Genomic DNA, 15,083 nt, shown 5'->3' on the forward strand with positions numbered 1-15,083 from the left:
CGCGGCAGGGGGGATCAGCCGAACTCCACCATTCCCGCGGTCAGCGTCGCGCCGTCCGCCGGGTCGATCAGGATGAACGCGCCGGTACGGCGGGAGACCGCGTAGGCGTCCAGCGGCAGCGGCTCGGCGCTGCGCAGGGTGATCCGGCCCAGGTCGTTCGCGGTCAGCCGGGTGGCGCCGCCCAGGTCCCGGACGATCGCCTTGACGGTCCGGGTGGCGTGCTTGAGCAGCACCCGGTCGCCGACCCGGAGCGGCCGGTCGGCCAGATGGCACACGGCCGCTGTCACGTCCTGGGCGAGCACCGGCGCCTCCGTGCCCGAGGTGATCATGTCACCGCGCGAGACGTCCCGCTGGTCGGCCAGGCGCACCCCGATGGACTGCGGGGCGTGGGCCGCCTCGGCCTCGGCGCCGAGCACGTCGATCGCCGCGATCGTGGAGGTCTCCCCGGAGGGGTGGACGGTGACCCGGTCGCCGACCCGCAGCGAGCCGGAGACCAGCTGGCCCGCGTAGTGACGGACGTCACCGTGCCTGATGACGTACTGGACCGGGAAACGGGCCGGGGTGTCGGTGGCGTCCGCGGCCACCGGGACGTTCTCCAGGAACTCCAGGAGCGCCGGGCCGTCGTACCAGTCCATGTGTGCGGAACGGTCGACGACGTTGTCGCCCACCAGTGCCGAGACCGGGATCGCGGTGGCCTCCGGGAGGCCCAGCTCGGCGGTCTGGGCGGTGAAGTCGGCGACGATCCGCTCGAACTCGGCCCGCTCGTAGCCGACCAGGTCCATCTTGTTGACGGCGAGGACGACGTGCGGGACGCGCAGCAGGGCGGCCACGGCCGCGTGCCGCCGGGTCTGCTCGACGACCCCGTTGCGGACGTCGACGAGGATGATCGCGAGTTCGGCGGTGGAGGCGCCGGTGACCATGTTGCGGGTGTACTGCACGTGGCCCGGGGTGTCGGCGAGGATGAACCGGCGCTTGGGGGTGGCGAAGTAGCGGTAGGCAACGTCGATGGTGATGCCCTGCTCGCGTTCGGCGCGCAGGCCGTCGGTGAGGAGGGCGAGGTCGGGGGCGTCCTGGCCGCGCGAGGCGGACGCGCGCTCGACGGCCTCCAGCTGGTCGGTGAGGACCGACTTGGAGTCGTGCAGCAGCCGTCCGACGAGGGTGGACTTGCCGTCGTCGACCGAGCCGGCGGTCGCGAACCGCAGGGTGTCGATGGTCGTGCTCATGCTTAGAAGTACCCCTCGCGCTTGCGGTCTTCCATCGCGGCCTCGGAGAGCTTGTCGTCGGCACGCGTCGCGCCGCGCTCGGTGAGCCGGGAGGCGGCGATCTCGGCGATCACCTTCTCGATGTCGTCGGCGTCGGAGTCCACCGCGCCCGTGCAGGACATGTCACCGACGGTCCGGTAGCGCACCTGCCGCTTCTCGACGGTCTCGCCGTCCTTCGGGCCGCCCCACTCGCCGGCGGTCAGCCACATCCCGCCCCGCATGAACACCTCGCGGTGATGGGCGTAGTAGATCTGCGGGAGTTCGATCTCCTCGCGGGCGATGTACTGCCAGACGTCCAGCTCGGTCCAGTTGGACAGCGGGAAGACGCGGACGTGCTCGCCGGGGGCGTGCCGGCCGTTGTAGAGGTTCCACAGCTCGGGGCGCTGGCGGCGCGGGTCCCACTGAGAGAACTCGTCCCGCAGCGAGAAGACCCGCTCCTTGGCGCGGGCCTTCTCCTCGTCCCGGCGGCCACCGCCGAAGACCGCGTCGAACTTCTCGCTCTGGATCTTCTCGGTGAGCGGAAGCGTCTGCAGCGGGTTGCGGGTGCCGTCCGGGCGCTCCTTGAGCACACCGCGGTCGATGTAGTCCTGTACGGAGGCCACATGGAGGCGGAGCCCATGTGCGGTCACCACACGGTCCCGGTATTCGAGGACTTCGGGGAAGTTGTGTCCGGTGTCCACGTGCAGCAGGGAGAAGGGGATCGCGGCGGGGGCGAATGCCTTGAGGGCGAGGTGGAGCATGACGATGGAGTCCTTGCCGCCGGAGAACAGGATCACCGGCCGTTCGAACTCGCCCGCCACCTCGCGGAAGATGTGGACCGCCTCGGACTCCAGCGCGTCCAGGTGCGACAGCGTGAAGGTGCTCATGCCAGCCCCCGCTCCGCCAGCAGCGCGTGCACCGCGTCCGCCGACTCCTGCGGGGTCTGCTCCTGGGTGTGCAGCACGAGCGCCGGATCGACGGGCAGCTCGTACGGGTCGTCGACCCCGGTCAGCCCGGTCAGCTCACCCGCGGCCTGCCTGGCGTACAGGCCCTTCACGTCCCGCTCGCTGCACACCTCGACGGGGGTCGCCACATGCACCTCCAGGTACGGCGTCCCGCTCTTCTCGTGCCGGTTGCGGACCGCCTCGCGGCTGTCGGCGTACGGGGCGATGACCGGGACGACGGAGAGCACGCCGTTGCGGGCGAGCACCTCGGAGACCAGGCCGATGCGCTGCACGTTGGTGTTGCGGTCCGCCCGGGAGAAGCCGAGGCCGGCCGAGAGGAAGCGGCGTATCTCGTCGCCGTCGAGGACCTCCACGCGATGTCCCTCGGCCCTGAGCCGGTCGCCGAGAAGGCGGGCGATCGTCGTCTTGCCCGCGCTCGGCAGCCCCGTCAGCCAGACCGTGGCTCCCTGAGCCCTTGGCGTGGTGGTCATGCGCAACAGACCTCTTCCTTACCTTCTCGGCGAACTCGCGTACGACCCGTCGAAGAGTAGGTAAGAAGTCTGAGAGGAGCGGTTAAGGAACCTGAGGTTTGACTGAGTGACTCCTGGTACGCAAGAGGTCACAGCGCACCGCAATGAACATTTCACAAAGGGTCGTCTGTTCACAGAGCCGGTCACCGGTGTCGCGGGGTCGTTCACAGGCCCGCGAAGGCGCCCCCGGCCTCCCGCAGCCGTGCGTGCAGGGCGCGGAAGACGGCCGCCGAGCGGGTTCCGGGCCAGTCGGCGGGCAGCAGGTTCGTCGGCAGCCCGGGGTCCGTGTACGGCAGGTGGCGCCAGGCGTCGAGGGCGCGGAGGTAGTCGCGGTAGGCGTCTTCGGGCGGGGTGTCGGTGCGGTGCTCCCAGTCGCGCAGCACCGGCTCGTGGACGTCGAGGAACTGCTCGTGGGCCTTGGCGATCGCTGTCAGGTCCCACCAGCGGGCGACGGCCTCGGTGGTGGGCTGGAAGCCGAGGTGGTCGCCGCGGAAGAAGTCCACGTACGGGTCGAGGCCGAGCCGGCGCAGGGTGTGCCTGGTCTCCTCGAAGAGCCGGGCCGGGGCGATCCACACGCCCGGCGCGGCCGTGCCGAAGCCGAGTCCGGCCAGCCGGGAGCGCAGCACGTGCCGCTTCTGCCGCTCCGACTCGGGCACCGAGAACACCGCGAGCACCCAGCCCTCGTCCTGCGGCGGTGCGGAGGCGTACACCCGGCGGTCGCCGTCGTCGAGCAACTGCCGTGCCTCCGCGGACAGCTCGTACCCGGCGGCGCCCTGCACGGTGCGGGCCGGCGCCAGCAGCCCGCGCCGTTTCAGCCGGGACACCGACGAACGTACGGAGGGGGCGTCCACGCCCACGGCGGCCAGCAGCCGGATCAGCTCGGCGACGGGCACCGGGCCGGGCAGGAAGCGGCCGTACGCGCCGTAGAGCGTGACGATGAGGGACCTCGGGGCGTGTTGCTCGGGCACGTTGATCATTTTAGGTCCCCGGCATCGCTGCTGGTCACCTTCGGTGCACGGCTGAATGAGAGTCAGGGTTCCGGGGCCCGTCCCGGATGCCGCGCGCCGGCCGGCGGGGGCCGGGTCAGGCGGCGACGGCGAGGCGGTCGGCCGGGCCGCGGTGCGGCGGGACCACGCGGCCGTCGGCCTGCAGCTCGCCCGTGTCGTCGAAGACGATCGCCCCGTCGCACAGCAGGGTCCAGCCCTGCTCGGGGTGGGCGGCGACGATGTGCGCCAGGCCGCGGTCGGCCGTCGCGCTCGGGGACTGGTGGGAACACATGGCGCACCTCCACGGGTCTGCCTCCGGCACGGTCGCCGACCGGCATGACCAGACCATGCTCTCGCCATGAACGCCGGGGAACCACCTGCCGCGACCTGTGACAACACGCGGACAACTCCCGGACGCTGCCACGACGGCCGCCGCGGCTCCGGGACACACCCGGGCTCTCCGGCGCGCCGGGACGCGCCACCGAAGGGGTGACGGTCACGCTCCCGGGTGCGGCCGCCCGGTATCCAGGGCATGCCCCCACCTGATCCGGGAAGGAAGCCATGCCCCTACGCCCCGCCCTCGCCGCGGCGCTCGGTTCCGCCGCCCTGCTGTGCGCCGCCGTCGCCCCCGCGACCGCCGCCCCGACCGACGCCCCCGCCGAGTCCGTCACCGTCGACGCCACCGGCCGTCTCGCCGACGACGGCACCGTCACCCTGTCCGGCACCTACACGTGCACCGGTGCCACCGGGCCGGTGTTCATCAGCTCCTCGCTCAGCCAGGACACCCCGAACTACCGGCACGGCATCGGCGGCACCCAGGCCGTGTGCGACGGCGCCGAGCACCACTGGAAGAACACCGGCACGGTCACCTCGGAGAAGCTGAAGCCCGGCGCGGCCCACGTCGAGGCCACGATCCTGGAACTGCGCAACACGGGCGGCCTGCCGCTGCCGTCCTTCCACGCCACCGGCGAGCAGGACATCACCCTCGCCAAGGCCTGAGCCGCGTCTCCGGGCGGTCCGGCACCTCAGTGGTTTGCCGGACCGCCGGACGCCGCCGACGTCCGTCAGCGGCTCAGCGGCTCAGCAGCTTCCGCAGCGCCGCACTCACCTCGTCGGGAGCCTCCTCCGCCATGAAGTGCCCGCAGTCCACCGTGCGGTGCTCCAGGTCCGGCGCCCAGGCCCGCCACAGCGCGGCCGCGTCGTAGCCGAGGGCGGCGCCCCAGTCCTGCTGGAGGACGGTCACCGGCATGCGCAGCACGTTCCCGGCGGCCCGGTCGGCCCGGTCGTGCCCGGTGTCGACGCCGGCCGAGGCCCGGTAGTCGGCCACGATCGAGGGCACCGCCGCCCGGCAGGCCGCGAGATAGGCGGCGCGGACGTCGGCCGGGATCGCCCCGGGGTCGCGCGTCCACAGGTCGAGGAAGTGGCCGAAGAACAGGTCCGGGGCCGCGCCGATCAACTCCTCCGGCAGACCGGGCGGTTGCGCCATCAGGTACAGATGGAAGGCGACGGCGGCCGTGGCGCCGTGCAGCACCTCCCACATGTCCAGGGTGGGCAGCACGTCCAGCAGCGCCAGGTGCGTGACCGCGTCCGGATGATCGAGCCCGGCCCGGAACGCGACCAGCGCGCCCCGGTCGTGCCCGGCCAGCGCGAAGCGCTCGTGGCCGAGAGCCTGGGCGAGCGCCACGATGTCGGCGGCCATGGTCCGCTTCGCGTACGACGTCCCGTCCGCGTCGGCCGGCTTGTCGCTGGCGCCGTAGCCGCGCAGGTCCGGACAGATCACGGTGTGTTCGGCCGCCAGGCCGGCGGCCACGTGCCGCCACATCAGGTGGGTCTGGGGGAAACCGTGCAGCAGGACGAGAGGGCTGCCGGTGCCGCCGACGGCCGCGTGCAGGGCGACGCCGTCCGCGACCGGGACACGGTGCTGCTGAAAACCGGGGATGTTCATGCGCCGAGGCTCCCGTGCCCGGATCAGCAGCCGATCAGCAGCACGTACGGTGGGCGGGTGAGGATCGACCAGGTCGCCTTCGGGGTGCTCGGACCCGTGACGGCCGAGCGCGCCGGCCTCCCGCTCGCCCTGAAGGGCCCCCGGCACCGCGCCGTACTGGCCCGGCTGCTCGTCGCCCGCAGGCGCGTGGTGCCCGTCGCCCGGCTGGTCGCCGACCTCTGGGAGGAGCCGCCGCCCACCGCCGTCGGCGCGATCCGCACCTTCGTGGGCGATCTGCGGCGGGCCCTCGAACCCGGCCGGCCGCCCCGCACCCCGGCCCGGCTGCTGGCCACCGACGGCCCCGGCTACGCCCTGCGCGCGGAAGAGGTCGACGCCTGGCGGTTCGAGACGGCCGTCGGCACCGCCGCACACGCGGAGCCCGAGCGGGCCGCGCGGCTGCTGGGCGAGGCACTGGAACTGTGGCGGGGGCCCGCCTACGCCGAGTTCGCGGACGAGCAGTGGTGCGGGGGCGAGCGCGGCCGGCTCGCCGAGCTGCGGCTGCGGGCCGTGGAGCAGCGGGCCGAGGCGCTGCTGGCGGCGGACCGGGCGGCCGAGGCGGTGCCCGACCTGGACGCCCACCTCACCGGGCACCCGTGGCGCGAGGAGGCCTGGCGGCTGCTGGCGCTCGCCCTCTACCGGACCGGCCGCCAGGGCGACGCCCTCGCGGTGCTGCGCCGGGCCCGCGCGACCCTCACCGGCCGGCTGGGCGTCGACCCCGGCCGGGCGCTGCGCCGGCTGGAGGCCGACGTGCTCGCCCAGGACCCCGGCCTGGACGCCCCCGCCGCCCGGGAAGCCGGCGCGGCCCGGGTCTGGTCCCGGGCGGCCGAGGCGTACGACCGTAACGTCGCCGCCGGTGCCCGGGTCCGGCTCGAATCGACCGTCGGACTGCTGCGCACGCTCGCGGTGACCGGCTCCGGAGGGCTGGCCGCCGCCCTCGAACACCGGCTCGCCGCGATCACCGCGGCCGAGGAGTCCGGCGACCCGGAACTCACCGCCCGGGTCATCGGCGCCTACGACGTCCCCGCGATCTGGCCCAGGTCCGACGACGAGACGGCCGCCGCCCGCATCGTCGGGGCCGCCGAACGGGCGCTCGTCCGCCTCCCCGCCACCCCGGCCCAGGACGCGGCCCGCTGCCGGCTGCTCGCCACCATCGCCCTGGAGTCCCGCGGCACCGGATCCGGCCGCGCCGTGGCGGCCGCCGCCGAGGCCGAGCACCTCGCCCGCCGCCTGGACGACCCGGCGCTGCTCGCCTTCGCCCTCAACGGCGTCTTCATGCAGTCCTGCACCCGGACCGGCCTCGCCCCGCGCCGCGACGCCGTCGGCACCGAACTGGTCGCCCTCGCCGCCCGGCACGGCCTGGTCACCTACGAAGTACTCGGCCACCTGATCCGGACACAGGCGCGTGCCGCGCTCTCCGACTTCACGACGGCCGACGCGCACGCGGGGGCTGCCGACCGGCTGGCGGACCGTCATGAACTGCCGCTGGTACGGGTGTTCACGCAGGGATACCGGGCGCTGCGCCTGGCGGCGACGGGTGAGACAGAGTACGGCCGGGGAGGAACCGGTGCCGCCGACGCCGCCTACCGTGAGGTCGGCCGGCTCCTCGACGGGCCCGGTATGCCCGGGGTGCGCGACGGGCTGCTTCCCCTCGCGCTGCTCTGCCTCCGTCTGGCGGGGCGGCCGTACGGCATCCGGGAGGCCGTCGACCCGGCCGCCGACTGGGGGCCGTACCTCCCCTGGGTCCGGCCCGCGCTCGCCCTCGCCGCCGCCGACGAGACGGCAGCCCGCGACGCGCTGCGCGGGCTGCCCGAGCCGCCTGCCGACCTCGTGCAGGAGGCGCTGTGGTGTGCCGTGGCGGCCGTCGCCCTGGACCTCGGCGACCGGCCGGCCCTGCGCCGCTGCCTGGCGGCCCTGCGCCCGGCCACCGGTCAACTCGCCGGTGCGGGCAGCGGGTTGCTGACGGCCGGGCCGGTCGACGGCTGGCTGGCGGCGATGGAAGAGGCCCTCGGCTAAACGGGTCCCGCGGTTCGGCAGTGCCCCGAAGGGGCGCGGGGAACTGCGCAACCAGCCGCGACGGCGCCGCGGTCGAACGACGACGCATCGCGGCACTTCCAGCGAAGCGCTTAGGCCGCCAGCTCCTTCTTGATGCGGTCCAGCATGAACGCCGAGGACTCGCGGGCCCGTTCCTCCCAGGCGAAGACGCAGGCGGTGGCGACCCCGTCGAAGTCCAGCTCGCGCAGGGTGCCGAAGAAGGCGTCCCAGTCGACCTCGCCCTGGCCGATGTCGAGGTGCTGGTGGATGCGGGCCGGGGTGCCGGGCGGGTTGAGGATGTAGCGCAGCCCGCTGGAGCCCTTGTGGTTGAAGGAGTCCGCGATGTGCACGTGCCCGAGCTTGTCGCCGGCGTGGCGCAGCATCGCCGCGATGTCGGCCGTGGGGTCGGCGCCGGAGAGGTGGAAGGAGTGCGGGGCGCAGTAGAGGTAGTTCACCCACGGCCTGTTGATCGCGCGGACCAGGGCGACCGCGGGGGTGTTCTCCTCGCAGAAGTCGTCCGGATGGGCCTCCAGGTTGAGGGCGATGCCCTCGCGTTCGAAGAGGGGGAGGAGCTCCTCCAGGGAGCGCCAGAAGGCCGCCTCGCTCTCCGCGGCCCGCTCCGGACGGCCGTTGAACTCGCTGTTCATCAGGGTGCATCCGAGATCGGCGGTGATCTCGATCATCCGCTTCCAGTAGCGGACGGCCGCCTGCCGCTCCGTCTCGTCCGGGGACGACCACTTGTACAGCGGCAGCACGGACGACAGCTGGACGCCGTGCGTGCGCAGGGAGTTCTTCAGCCCGGCGATCCGGCCGTCGTCCGCGCGCGGGTGCAGGAAGAACGGCATGAAGTCGTCGCGCGGCGACAACTCGATGTACTCGTAGCCGAGTTCGGCGACCGTGCGCACCATGTCGTCGATCGGCAGGGCACGGAACATGTACGGGTCGAGGGCGATCTTCACGCGGTACCTCCGTAGCAGGCCGGGCGGGGCTTGAGGTCGGTGGCGACGACGGTGCCCGACTCCAGGGCCTCGACGGTCGCGGCGGTGATGACGGTGGCGGCGTAGCCGTCCCAGGCGGACGGACCGGTGGGTTCCTCGCCCGCCGCCAGGTTGGCGATCCACTCGCGGAACTCGGTGTCGAAGGCGTCCCTGAAGCGGCCCACCCAGTCGGTGAGGACCGCCGTGCTGTGCTGTCCTGCGGTACGGACGGCGACCGCGGCCGGGTCGGGCAGCCGGACCAGGCCCTCCTCACCCACCGCCTCGCACTGGATGTCGTAGCCGTACCGGCAGTTGACGAAGACCTCCAGGTCGATCCGGACGCCCTTGGCGGTCTCGAAGAGCATGATCTGCGGGTCCTTCAGGTGCGCGAACCGCCTGCTCGTGGCACGCGGGGTGATCACCTGGGTGGAGACGATCTCGTCGTCCAGGAGCCAGCGCAGCACGTCGACCTCGTGCACGGCCGTGTCCAGCGCGGCCATCGCGGAGGTGTACGACTCCGGGACGGTCGGATTGCGGTGGGCGCAGTGCACGATCAGCGGTTCGCCGATGCGGCCTGCGTCGATGACCTGCTTGAGCTGCCGGTAGCCGGCGTCGTAGCGGCGCATGAAACCGACCTGGACCAGGCGGCGGCCGTGGGCCTGCTCGGCCTCGACGATGCGCAGGCAGTCCTCGGTGGTCGTCGCGAGGGGCTTCTCGCAGAACACCGGCTTTCCGGCGGCGATCGCGTTCAGCACGTGTTCGGCGTGGGTGGGGCCCCAGGAGGTGACGAGTACGGCGTCCACGTCGTCCGCCGCGACCAGGGCCGCCCCGTCGGGCAGCACCCGGGCGCCGACCGGCTCCGCGGCCCCGGCGGCACGGGCCGGGTCGATGTCGGCGACCGCGGTGACGCGGGCTCCGGTGACGGTGTGGGTGAGGCGCTGGATGTGCTCGTTGCCGATCCAGCCGGCGCCGACGACTCCTACACGTACGGTCATGGTCGTCCCTTCATGGGGTTTCAGGAGAAGCGCGCCCGGAGTTCGGCTTCGAGGGTTTCGAGGGATTCGAGGGTGCGGCCCTTGGTCTCCTGACGTTCATGGGCCCGCCTCCTCACCGGTCGAGGGCGGGGCGCCGGGTACCGGACAGCCCGCGGCCGTTCAGGTACTCACGGGTGCTGGTGGCGATGGGCAGCGGTACCTCGGGGGCGCACGGGTACAGGTCCTGCTCGACGATCACGAACAGTTCGGCGTCGAGCCCGGCCAGCTCGGCGATCACCTCGGCGGGGTCGGGTACCCCGGCCGGCGGCGAGACGCACACGCCCCGCTTCACGGCCTCGCCGAAGCCGAGGTCCTCGGCGGCGACCTGGGCGAGGATCTCCGGGTCCATCTGCTTGATGTGGACGTAGCCGACGCGCTCGCCGAAGCGGCGGATCAGGTCGACGTTGTCACCACCGCCGTAGGCCACGTGCCCGGTGTCCAGGCACAGGTTCGTGTACCGGCCGTCCGACTCGTCGAGCAGCCGTTCGATCTCCGGTTGGGTCTGGATGTGGCTGTCGGCGTGCGGGTGGATCACCAGCCGTACGCCGTACTCGTCGAGGAGCAGCCGGCCCAGCCGGTCGGCGGCCCTGCCGAAGCCCGCCCACTGCTCGGCGGTCAGCTCGGGCGACTCGGTGAACGCGCCGGTCTTCTCGTCCCGGTACATGGGCGGGATAAGGACCAGGTGGTGGGCGCCGGCGGCCTGGGTCAGCGCGGCGACCTGCCGGACATGGGCGAGCATCTCGTCCCAGGCCTCGGGGCGGTGCAGCGCGCCGAACGCGGTGCCGCCGGAGACCTTGAGCCCGCGGGCGTCGAGCTCTTCCTGCAGCCGCCGCGGGTCGGTGGGGAGGTAGCCGTAGGGGCCGAGTTCGAACCACTCGTAACCGGCCTGCTTCAGCTCGTCGAGGAAGCGGGTGTACGGCACCTGGTGCTCGTCCTCGGGGAACCAGATGCCCCAGGAGTCGGGGGCCGAGCCGAGGCACAGGTTGCCGGCGGTGGTGCGGAGGGCGGATGGCGCCGTTGCCATGGCGTGTCCTTCGGAGAGGGGGCTCTGCCGCGTGAGGCGGTTCTCTGTCGCGCTCTACTAGCGCGCTCTAGTGCAGTACGATGGCCCCTGTCCGAATGTCATGTCAATACCTTGTTGCCGGGGGATTTCCGGGAGTTTCCCGGGGCAGGGCCTAGGGTGGGCTCCGTCGAAGGGTGGGTGTGCACAGGTGGATGCGGCGGGCAGGCGGCGGCCGACGATGGCCGACGTCGCCGAGAAGGCGGGTGTCTCCCGGGCGCTGGTGTCGATCGTGTTCCGCAACCAGCCGGGGGCGAGTCAGGAGACGCGCGAGCGGGTGCTGCGGGTCGCCGACGAGATCGGCTACCGCCCCGACAGCGCGGCCCGGCTGCTGGCCCGGGGCCGCAGCCGCACCCTCGGCGTGATGTTCACCGTCCACCAGACCTTCCACACCGATCTCATCGAGGGCATCTACCCGGAGGCCGAGCGGCTCGGCTACGACGTGCTGCTCTCCGCCGCCGCCGAGGGCCGCAGCGAGGAGAAGGCCGTCGAGGCGCTGCTCGGGCACCGCTGCGAGGCGCTGATCCTGCTCGGCCCGGACGCGGACCCCGGCTACCTGGACGAACTCGGCCGGCGTGTCGTGACCGTGTCGGTCAGCAGCCGGGTGCCGCGGGCCCGGGTGGACTTCGTGCACAGTGCGGAGAGCAAGGGCGTCCGGCAGGCCATGGACTACCTGGTCGAGCTCGGGCACCGCAGGATCGTGCACATCGACGGCGGCCGGGGTCCCGGCTCGGCCGAGCGGCGGCGCTCCTACCGGGCCGCGATGCGCCGGCACGGACTGGAACCGGAGATCCGGGTCGTACCCGGTGAGCACACGGAGCAGTCCGGCATCGAGACCGGACGGCTGCTGCTCGCCGAACGCGACCGCGGGCTGCCGCTGCCGACGGCGGTGCTGGCGGGCAACGACCGGTGCGCGATGGGCGTGCTGATGGCGATGACGCGGGGCGGTGTCGAGGTCCCGGGCGACGTCTCCGTGGTCGGCTTCGACGACAGCCATCTCTCCCACCTCATGCCGATCGGCCTGACCACCGTCCGCCAGGACGCGCGGCTGATGGCCGAGTACGCGGTGCGGTTCGCCGTGGAGCGGCTGGAGGAGCCCGAACTGGAGCCGCGGGAGGCGGTGCTGGACCCGAAACTGGTGGTGCGCGGCACGAGCGGGCCGCCCCCGCAGGAGACGGCCCGCCCGGTGATCACTGACTGAGCGTCAGCGGGTGCCGTCGGCGGCGAACTCGGCGATGCTGTCGGCGTTGTCCTTGGTGACGAACGCGGGTCCGGTCAGGACGGGTTCGGCGCCACCGCCGCTGTAGTTGCCGTTGTTCTTGTACAGCCACAGGGCGTCGACGGCGAGGTAGCCCTGCAGGTACGGCTGCTGGTCGACGGCGAACTCGACGGAGCCGTCCTGGACGGCGGACACCAGGTCCTTGTTGAGGTCGAAGGTGGCGACCTCGGCCTTGCTGCCGGCGTCCTTGACGGACTGGACAGCGGTCAGGGCGAAGGGGGCGCCGAGCGTGACGACCTGGTCGATCGAGGAGTCCTGCTGGAGCTTGGCGGTGATGGTGGACTTGACGGAGGGCATGTCGGTGCCGTTGACGTAGATCTTCTCCGTCCTGCCCTTGAAGCCCTTGGCGAGACCCGCGCACCGGGCTTCGAGGGCGACCTGGCCCTGGGACTGCACGACACACAGGGCGTGCGTGGCGCCGAGCCGGTTGAGGCGCTCCCCGAAGGCCTCGCCGGCGATGCTCTCGTCCTGGCCGAAGTACTCCAGCATGCCGAGCTTCTTCCAGTCGTCCACACCGGAGTTGAAGCCGACGACCGGGATGTCCGCGGCCTTGGCCTTGGCCACGACGGACTTCAGCGCGTCGGGCGTGGCGGCGGTCAGGGCGATGCCGTCGACCTTCTGGTCGATGGCGTTCTGCACCAGGTTGGCCTGGTTGGGGGCGCTGGGGTCGCTGGAGTAGACCAGCTTGATGTTGTCCTTGGCGGCGGCCGCGGCGGCCCCCTTGCGGATCAGGTCCCAGAAGGTGTCGCCGGGCTCGGCGTGAGTGATCATGGCCACCGTCATGCGGGGCGTGGACGCCTTGCCGGCGGCCGCGGCCGCGCCGCTGTCCTCGGACTTCTTGCCGCCGGAGCTGCTGGAGCAGCCCGCGGCGAGCAGGACGCCCGCGAGAACGGTGGCGGCCATGGCGGCGGCTCGGTGGTTTCTGTGCATGTCCCTTGCACCTCGCTGTGCGGTCTGGGTCGGCTCTGCGGAGCGGAACGAGCCGTGAGTGACGGGGAGGGGGGAATGTCGCCGTGGGCTGAGGGCACCGGTGGCCGGCCGGGTGCCTCGCACGGGGCGGGGATGGAGCTCCTCGCCGACGGCCAGGGGTGCGGCCGCCGACGGCTTGTGGCTGCACTAGAGCGCTTTATTAGCGCGCTCTAGTGACACGTACTATGGGGCGGCCTCCAGGGGATGTCAATCGCTTTGTCATGACGTTCCAACAAATCCCGAAGCCGTCCGCGTGGGAGCGCCGACAGCCTGGAAGCCGGGCGTCAGGAGCGGCAGACGGCGATGTGCCGGCCGGTGCGGGCGGCGACTGGTACGCCCTGCCGCTCCAGGAAGTGCCTTGCGAATCCCCGGCCTGAACGCTGCTTCGTGGCGCAAGAGCAGTGACGGCAATCAGGACGGTGGCGCGTGCATCGAGGTGTCCGACGACTTTGCCGCCGTCGTCCCGGTTCGCGACAGCAAGATCCCGCACGGTCCCGCGACAGCGTTTCCGGCCGAGGGGCGGTCGGCCTTCGTCTTCGCTGTGAAAGGCGGGGAGTTGAGCGGCTGACGGCTCAGCTCGACGGCGGGTGGAGGATCAGCATCAGCGCGTCGCCCAAGAAGGTCACGCCGGGGCCGTAGCGTGCTGTTCCCTCGTGGACAAGATCGTGGCTTCGGCCGGCGTCCACGAGCGCGCCGGCGACGATACCGTGCGCCGCGGTTGTGGAGTGGCTGGTGCTCGCGTAGGCGCGGGACAACTGTGCGATGATCCCGGCCACGGCGGGGTCCGGGACGTTGCCCTCGTGCTGGATGTGCCGTGCCAGCTGCCCGCACGCCGATCGGACGCCCTCGGGAGGGCCCTGAACCTCCAGGTCGAGTGCCGTCCCGGCGCGCCAGACCTCGTCGATGACCTGGCCGATCAAACCCCGTAAGCGGTATCGATCGTTCCGGTCGCAGAGCAGGCGGGCCCACTGGGCTGCTGTCCAAGCGGCCAGGCTGACCTTTCCGGAGTGGATCTGCTGGAGCGGCTCGCTGAGGTACTGGTCCTTTCCGCAGCGCTGCGCGGCAACGAGCACCTGGTCGAACATGTCGTATCTGTCGTCGCATTCGACGCGGTCGTCGACGGCACAGGCGTGGACCGTGGTGGTGAGGACCCGGGCGGCGTCCTGGAATGCGCCGGACGCGGCCCGTGCCCGGTGTGGCCAGTTCGCGATCTCGGAAGCCGTCGGCACCTGACGCAGCAGGGCTGCGGCACGACCGTCCGAGCCGTATATGGAGCTCATGGTGCCTCCTTGCTCAACGCTGGGTGATGCCGGGCACGATCGCGTCGCCCAGCAGGCCGGGGAGGTCGCGCATGTCGTGGAAGAGGCGGGTTCCGGGTCCTTCGAGTTGCTCGGCCGTGTTCACCCCGCCGGTGTAGCCGAAGGTGCGCATTCCGGCCGTGCGGGCACCTTCGAGGCCGAAGGGGCTGTCCTCGATGACCACGCAGTGCTGCGGAGGGACGCCCATCCGGGCTGCGGCGTGCAGGTGGAGGTCGGGCGCGGGCTTGGGGCGAGCCACGTCGTCCGCGCTGAACATCCGCCCGGTGAACAGGGCCAGCAGGCCGGCGCGGCGCAGGGAGCGGGTCATCTTGTAGTGGCTGCCGTTGGAGGCGACGCAGTAGGGGACGGCGAGGTGTTCGATGACGTTCCTGACCCCGTCCACGGCGGTGAGTTCCTTGTCGATCAGGGCCCAGTAGGCCTGTTCGAAGGGCTCTTGCCAGTTGTCGGGCAGGGGGCGGCCGAGATGGTGTTCGATCTGCTCGCGCATGTACTGCCTGGAGTGGCCGACGAAGCGTTGGGCGATGTCCTGCGGGGTCAGGGACCAGCCGAGCTCGGTGATCAGCGCGGAGTCGACGCGTACGGCGAGGCGTTCGCTGTCGACCAGGACCCCGTCGCAGTCGAAGATGACGAGTTCGGTCGGGGAGTTCATGAAATGCCGGTCCAAGGGGGTGAGTTGGCCAATATGGTTGCGGTCGGCGACTCCGGAGGGGTCGCCGTGCGGAGGGCGGA

General features: G+C 72.1%; 16 protein-coding genes. 4 read left to right on the plus strand and 12 right to left on the minus strand.

The annotated features are described in order from the left end of the window. Nucleotides 1-14 precede the first annotated feature (14 nt). The 5 genes from ABT137_RS43825 to ABT137_RS43845 form a co-directional block, all read right to left on the minus strand. Entirely contained in the window at nt 15-1,223 is a 1,209-nt protein-coding gene (locus ABT137_RS43825) for a sulfate adenylyltransferase subunit 1 (RefSeq protein WP_351718008.1), read from the minus strand. Between the two features lie 2 nt (nt 1,224-1,225). Then, nucleotides 1,226-2,128, minus strand: coding sequence for a sulfate adenylyltransferase subunit CysD (gene cysD, locus ABT137_RS43830; protein ID WP_351718010.1), 903 nt, complete (start codon nt 2,126-2,128; stop codon nt 1,226-1,228). Next, nucleotides 2,125-2,676 (minus strand): adenylyl-sulfate kinase, encoded by a 552-nt coding sequence (gene cysC, locus ABT137_RS43835; protein ID WP_351718011.1) that lies wholly within the window; start codon nt 2,674-2,676, stop codon nt 2,125-2,127. Before cysC ends, cysD begins: the two co-directional genes overlap by 4 nt. 203 nt (nt 2,677-2,879) lie before the next feature. After that, nucleotides 2,880-3,692 (minus strand): PaaX family transcriptional regulator, encoded by an 813-nt coding sequence (locus ABT137_RS43840; protein WP_351718013.1) that lies wholly within the window; start codon nt 3,690-3,692, stop codon nt 2,880-2,882. A 106-nt stretch (nt 3,693-3,798) separates the two neighbouring features. Next, nucleotides 3,799-3,993 carry a DUF5999 family protein gene (locus tag ABT137_RS43845; RefSeq protein ID WP_351718015.1) on the minus strand — a complete coding sequence of 65 codons (195 nt, stop codon included), beginning with the start codon at nt 3,991-3,993 and terminating at the stop codon, nt 3,799-3,801. A 269-nt stretch (nt 3,994-4,262) separates the two neighbouring features. On the opposite strand from ABT137_RS43845, the gene ABT137_RS43850 reads away from it, so the two are divergent. After that, a complete protein-coding gene (locus tag ABT137_RS43850) occupies nt 4,263-4,700 on the plus strand; it encodes a DUF6299 family protein (protein ID WP_351718017.1) in 438 nt (145 codons plus the stop codon). Nucleotides 4,701-4,773: 73 nt separating this feature from the next. Here the strand turns inward: ABT137_RS43850 and ABT137_RS43855 are convergent, their stop codons facing one another. Continuing rightward, nucleotides 4,774-5,646 (minus strand): alpha/beta fold hydrolase, encoded by an 873-nt coding sequence (locus tag ABT137_RS43855; RefSeq protein WP_351718019.1) that lies wholly within the window; start codon nt 5,644-5,646, stop codon nt 4,774-4,776. 63 nt (nt 5,647-5,709) lie between these two features. On the opposite strand from ABT137_RS43855, the gene ABT137_RS43860 reads away from it, so the two are divergent. Beyond that, nucleotides 5,710-7,698, plus strand: a complete 1,989-nt coding sequence (locus ABT137_RS43860) for an AfsR/SARP family transcriptional regulator (RefSeq protein ID WP_351718057.1) — start codon at nt 5,710-5,712, stop codon at nt 7,696-7,698. 110 nt (nt 7,699-7,808) lie between these two features. Here the strand turns inward: ABT137_RS43860 and ABT137_RS43865 are convergent, their stop codons facing one another. The 3 genes from ABT137_RS43865 to ABT137_RS43875 form a co-directional block, all read right to left on the minus strand. Beyond that, nucleotides 7,809-8,675 (minus strand): sugar phosphate isomerase/epimerase family protein, encoded by an 867-nt coding sequence (locus tag ABT137_RS43865; RefSeq protein WP_351718021.1) that lies wholly within the window; start codon nt 8,673-8,675, stop codon nt 7,809-7,811. Beyond that, nucleotides 8,672-9,688 (minus strand): Gfo/Idh/MocA family oxidoreductase, encoded by a 1,017-nt coding sequence (locus ABT137_RS43870; RefSeq protein WP_351718022.1) that lies wholly within the window; start codon nt 9,686-9,688, stop codon nt 8,672-8,674. Before ABT137_RS43870 ends, ABT137_RS43865 begins: the two co-directional genes overlap by 4 nt. Nucleotides 9,689-9,800: 112 nt before the next feature. Then, nucleotides 9,801-10,751, minus strand: a complete 951-nt coding sequence (locus tag ABT137_RS43875; RefSeq protein WP_351718024.1) for a TIM barrel protein — start codon at nt 10,749-10,751, stop codon at nt 9,801-9,803. A gap of 217 nt (nt 10,752-10,968) precedes the next feature. On the opposite strand from ABT137_RS43875, the gene ABT137_RS43880 reads away from it, so the two are divergent. Then, entirely contained in the window at nt 10,969-11,988 is a 1,020-nt protein-coding gene (locus tag ABT137_RS43880) for a LacI family DNA-binding transcriptional regulator (protein ID WP_351718026.1), read from the plus strand. A 3-nt stretch (nt 11,989-11,991) separates the two neighbouring features. On the opposite strand, the gene ABT137_RS43885 is transcribed toward ABT137_RS43880, so the two are convergent. Continuing rightward, nucleotides 11,992-12,996: a substrate-binding domain-containing protein gene (locus ABT137_RS43885; RefSeq protein ID WP_351718028.1), complete on the minus strand. Its 1,005-nt coding sequence runs from the start codon at nt 12,994-12,996 to the stop codon at nt 11,992-11,994. 397 nt (nt 12,997-13,393) lie between these two features. On the opposite strand from ABT137_RS43885, the gene ABT137_RS43890 reads away from it, so the two are divergent. Beyond that, a complete protein-coding gene (locus ABT137_RS43890) occupies nt 13,394-13,603 on the plus strand; it encodes a DUF397 domain-containing protein (RefSeq protein ID WP_351718030.1) in 210 nt (69 codons plus the stop codon). Nucleotides 13,604-13,607: 4 nt separating this feature from the next. Here the strand turns inward: ABT137_RS43890 and ABT137_RS43895 are convergent, their stop codons facing one another. Together ABT137_RS43895 and ABT137_RS43900 are read right to left on the minus strand one after the other, a co-directional pair. After that, a complete protein-coding gene (locus tag ABT137_RS43895) occupies nt 13,608-14,315 on the minus strand; it encodes a hypothetical protein (RefSeq protein ID WP_351718032.1) in 708 nt (235 codons plus the stop codon). 13 nt (nt 14,316-14,328) lie between these two features. Beyond that, on the minus strand, nt 14,329-15,003 hold the full coding sequence (locus ABT137_RS43900) for an HAD family hydrolase (RefSeq protein WP_351718033.1): 675 nt from the start codon (nt 15,001-15,003) through the stop codon (nt 14,329-14,331). Between the last annotated feature and the right edge of the window lie 80 nt (nt 15,004-15,083).

Origin of the sequence: Streptomyces sp. NPDC001980, assembly GCF_040296885.1 — a bacterium.
Taxonomy (GTDB): Bacteria; Actinomycetota; Actinomycetes; order Streptomycetales; family Streptomycetaceae; genus Streptomyces.

Bases quoted from the DNA above. Each gene is read 5' to 3' on its own strand.
- ABT137_RS43875 (WP_351718024.1), bottom strand. From the start codon at position 10,751: ATGGCAACGGCGCCATCCGCCCTCCGCACCACCGCCGGCAACCTGTGC.
- ABT137_RS43825 (WP_351718008.1), bottom strand. From the start codon at position 1,223: ATGAGCACGACCATCGACACCCTGCGGTTCGCGACCGCCGGCTCGGTC.
- ABT137_RS43895 (WP_351718032.1), bottom strand. From the start codon at position 14,315: ATGAGCTCCATATACGGCTCGGACGGTCGTGCCGCAGCCCTGCTGCGT.
- ABT137_RS43850 (WP_351718017.1), top strand. From the start codon at position 4,263: ATGCCCCTACGCCCCGCCCTCGCCGCGGCGCTCGGTTCCGCCGCCCTG.
- ABT137_RS43855 (WP_351718019.1), bottom strand. From the start codon at position 5,646: ATGAACATCCCCGGTTTTCAGCAGCACCGTGTCCCGGTCGCGGACGGC.
- ABT137_RS43880 (WP_351718026.1), top strand. From the start codon at position 10,969: ATGGCCGACGTCGCCGAGAAGGCGGGTGTCTCCCGGGCGCTGGTGTCG.
- ABT137_RS43885 (WP_351718028.1), bottom strand. From the start codon at position 12,996: ATGCACAGAAACCACCGAGCCGCCGCCATGGCCGCCACCGTTCTCGCG.
- ABT137_RS43900 (WP_351718033.1), bottom strand. From the start codon at position 15,003: ATGAACTCCCCGACCGAACTCGTCATCTTCGACTGCGACGGGGTCCTG.
- ABT137_RS43845 (WP_351718015.1), bottom strand. From the start codon at position 3,993: ATGTGTTCCCACCAGTCCCCGAGCGCGACGGCCGACCGCGGCCTGGCG.
- cysC (WP_351718011.1), bottom strand. From the start codon at position 2,676: ATGACCACCACGCCAAGGGCTCAGGGAGCCACGGTCTGGCTGACGGGG.
- ABT137_RS43840 (WP_351718013.1), bottom strand. From the start codon at position 3,692: ATGATCAACGTGCCCGAGCAACACGCCCCGAGGTCCCTCATCGTCACG.
- ABT137_RS43870 (WP_351718022.1), bottom strand. From the start codon at position 9,688: ATGACCGTACGTGTAGGAGTCGTCGGCGCCGGCTGGATCGGCAACGAG.
- cysD (WP_351718010.1), bottom strand. From the start codon at position 2,128: ATGAGCACCTTCACGCTGTCGCACCTGGACGCGCTGGAGTCCGAGGCG.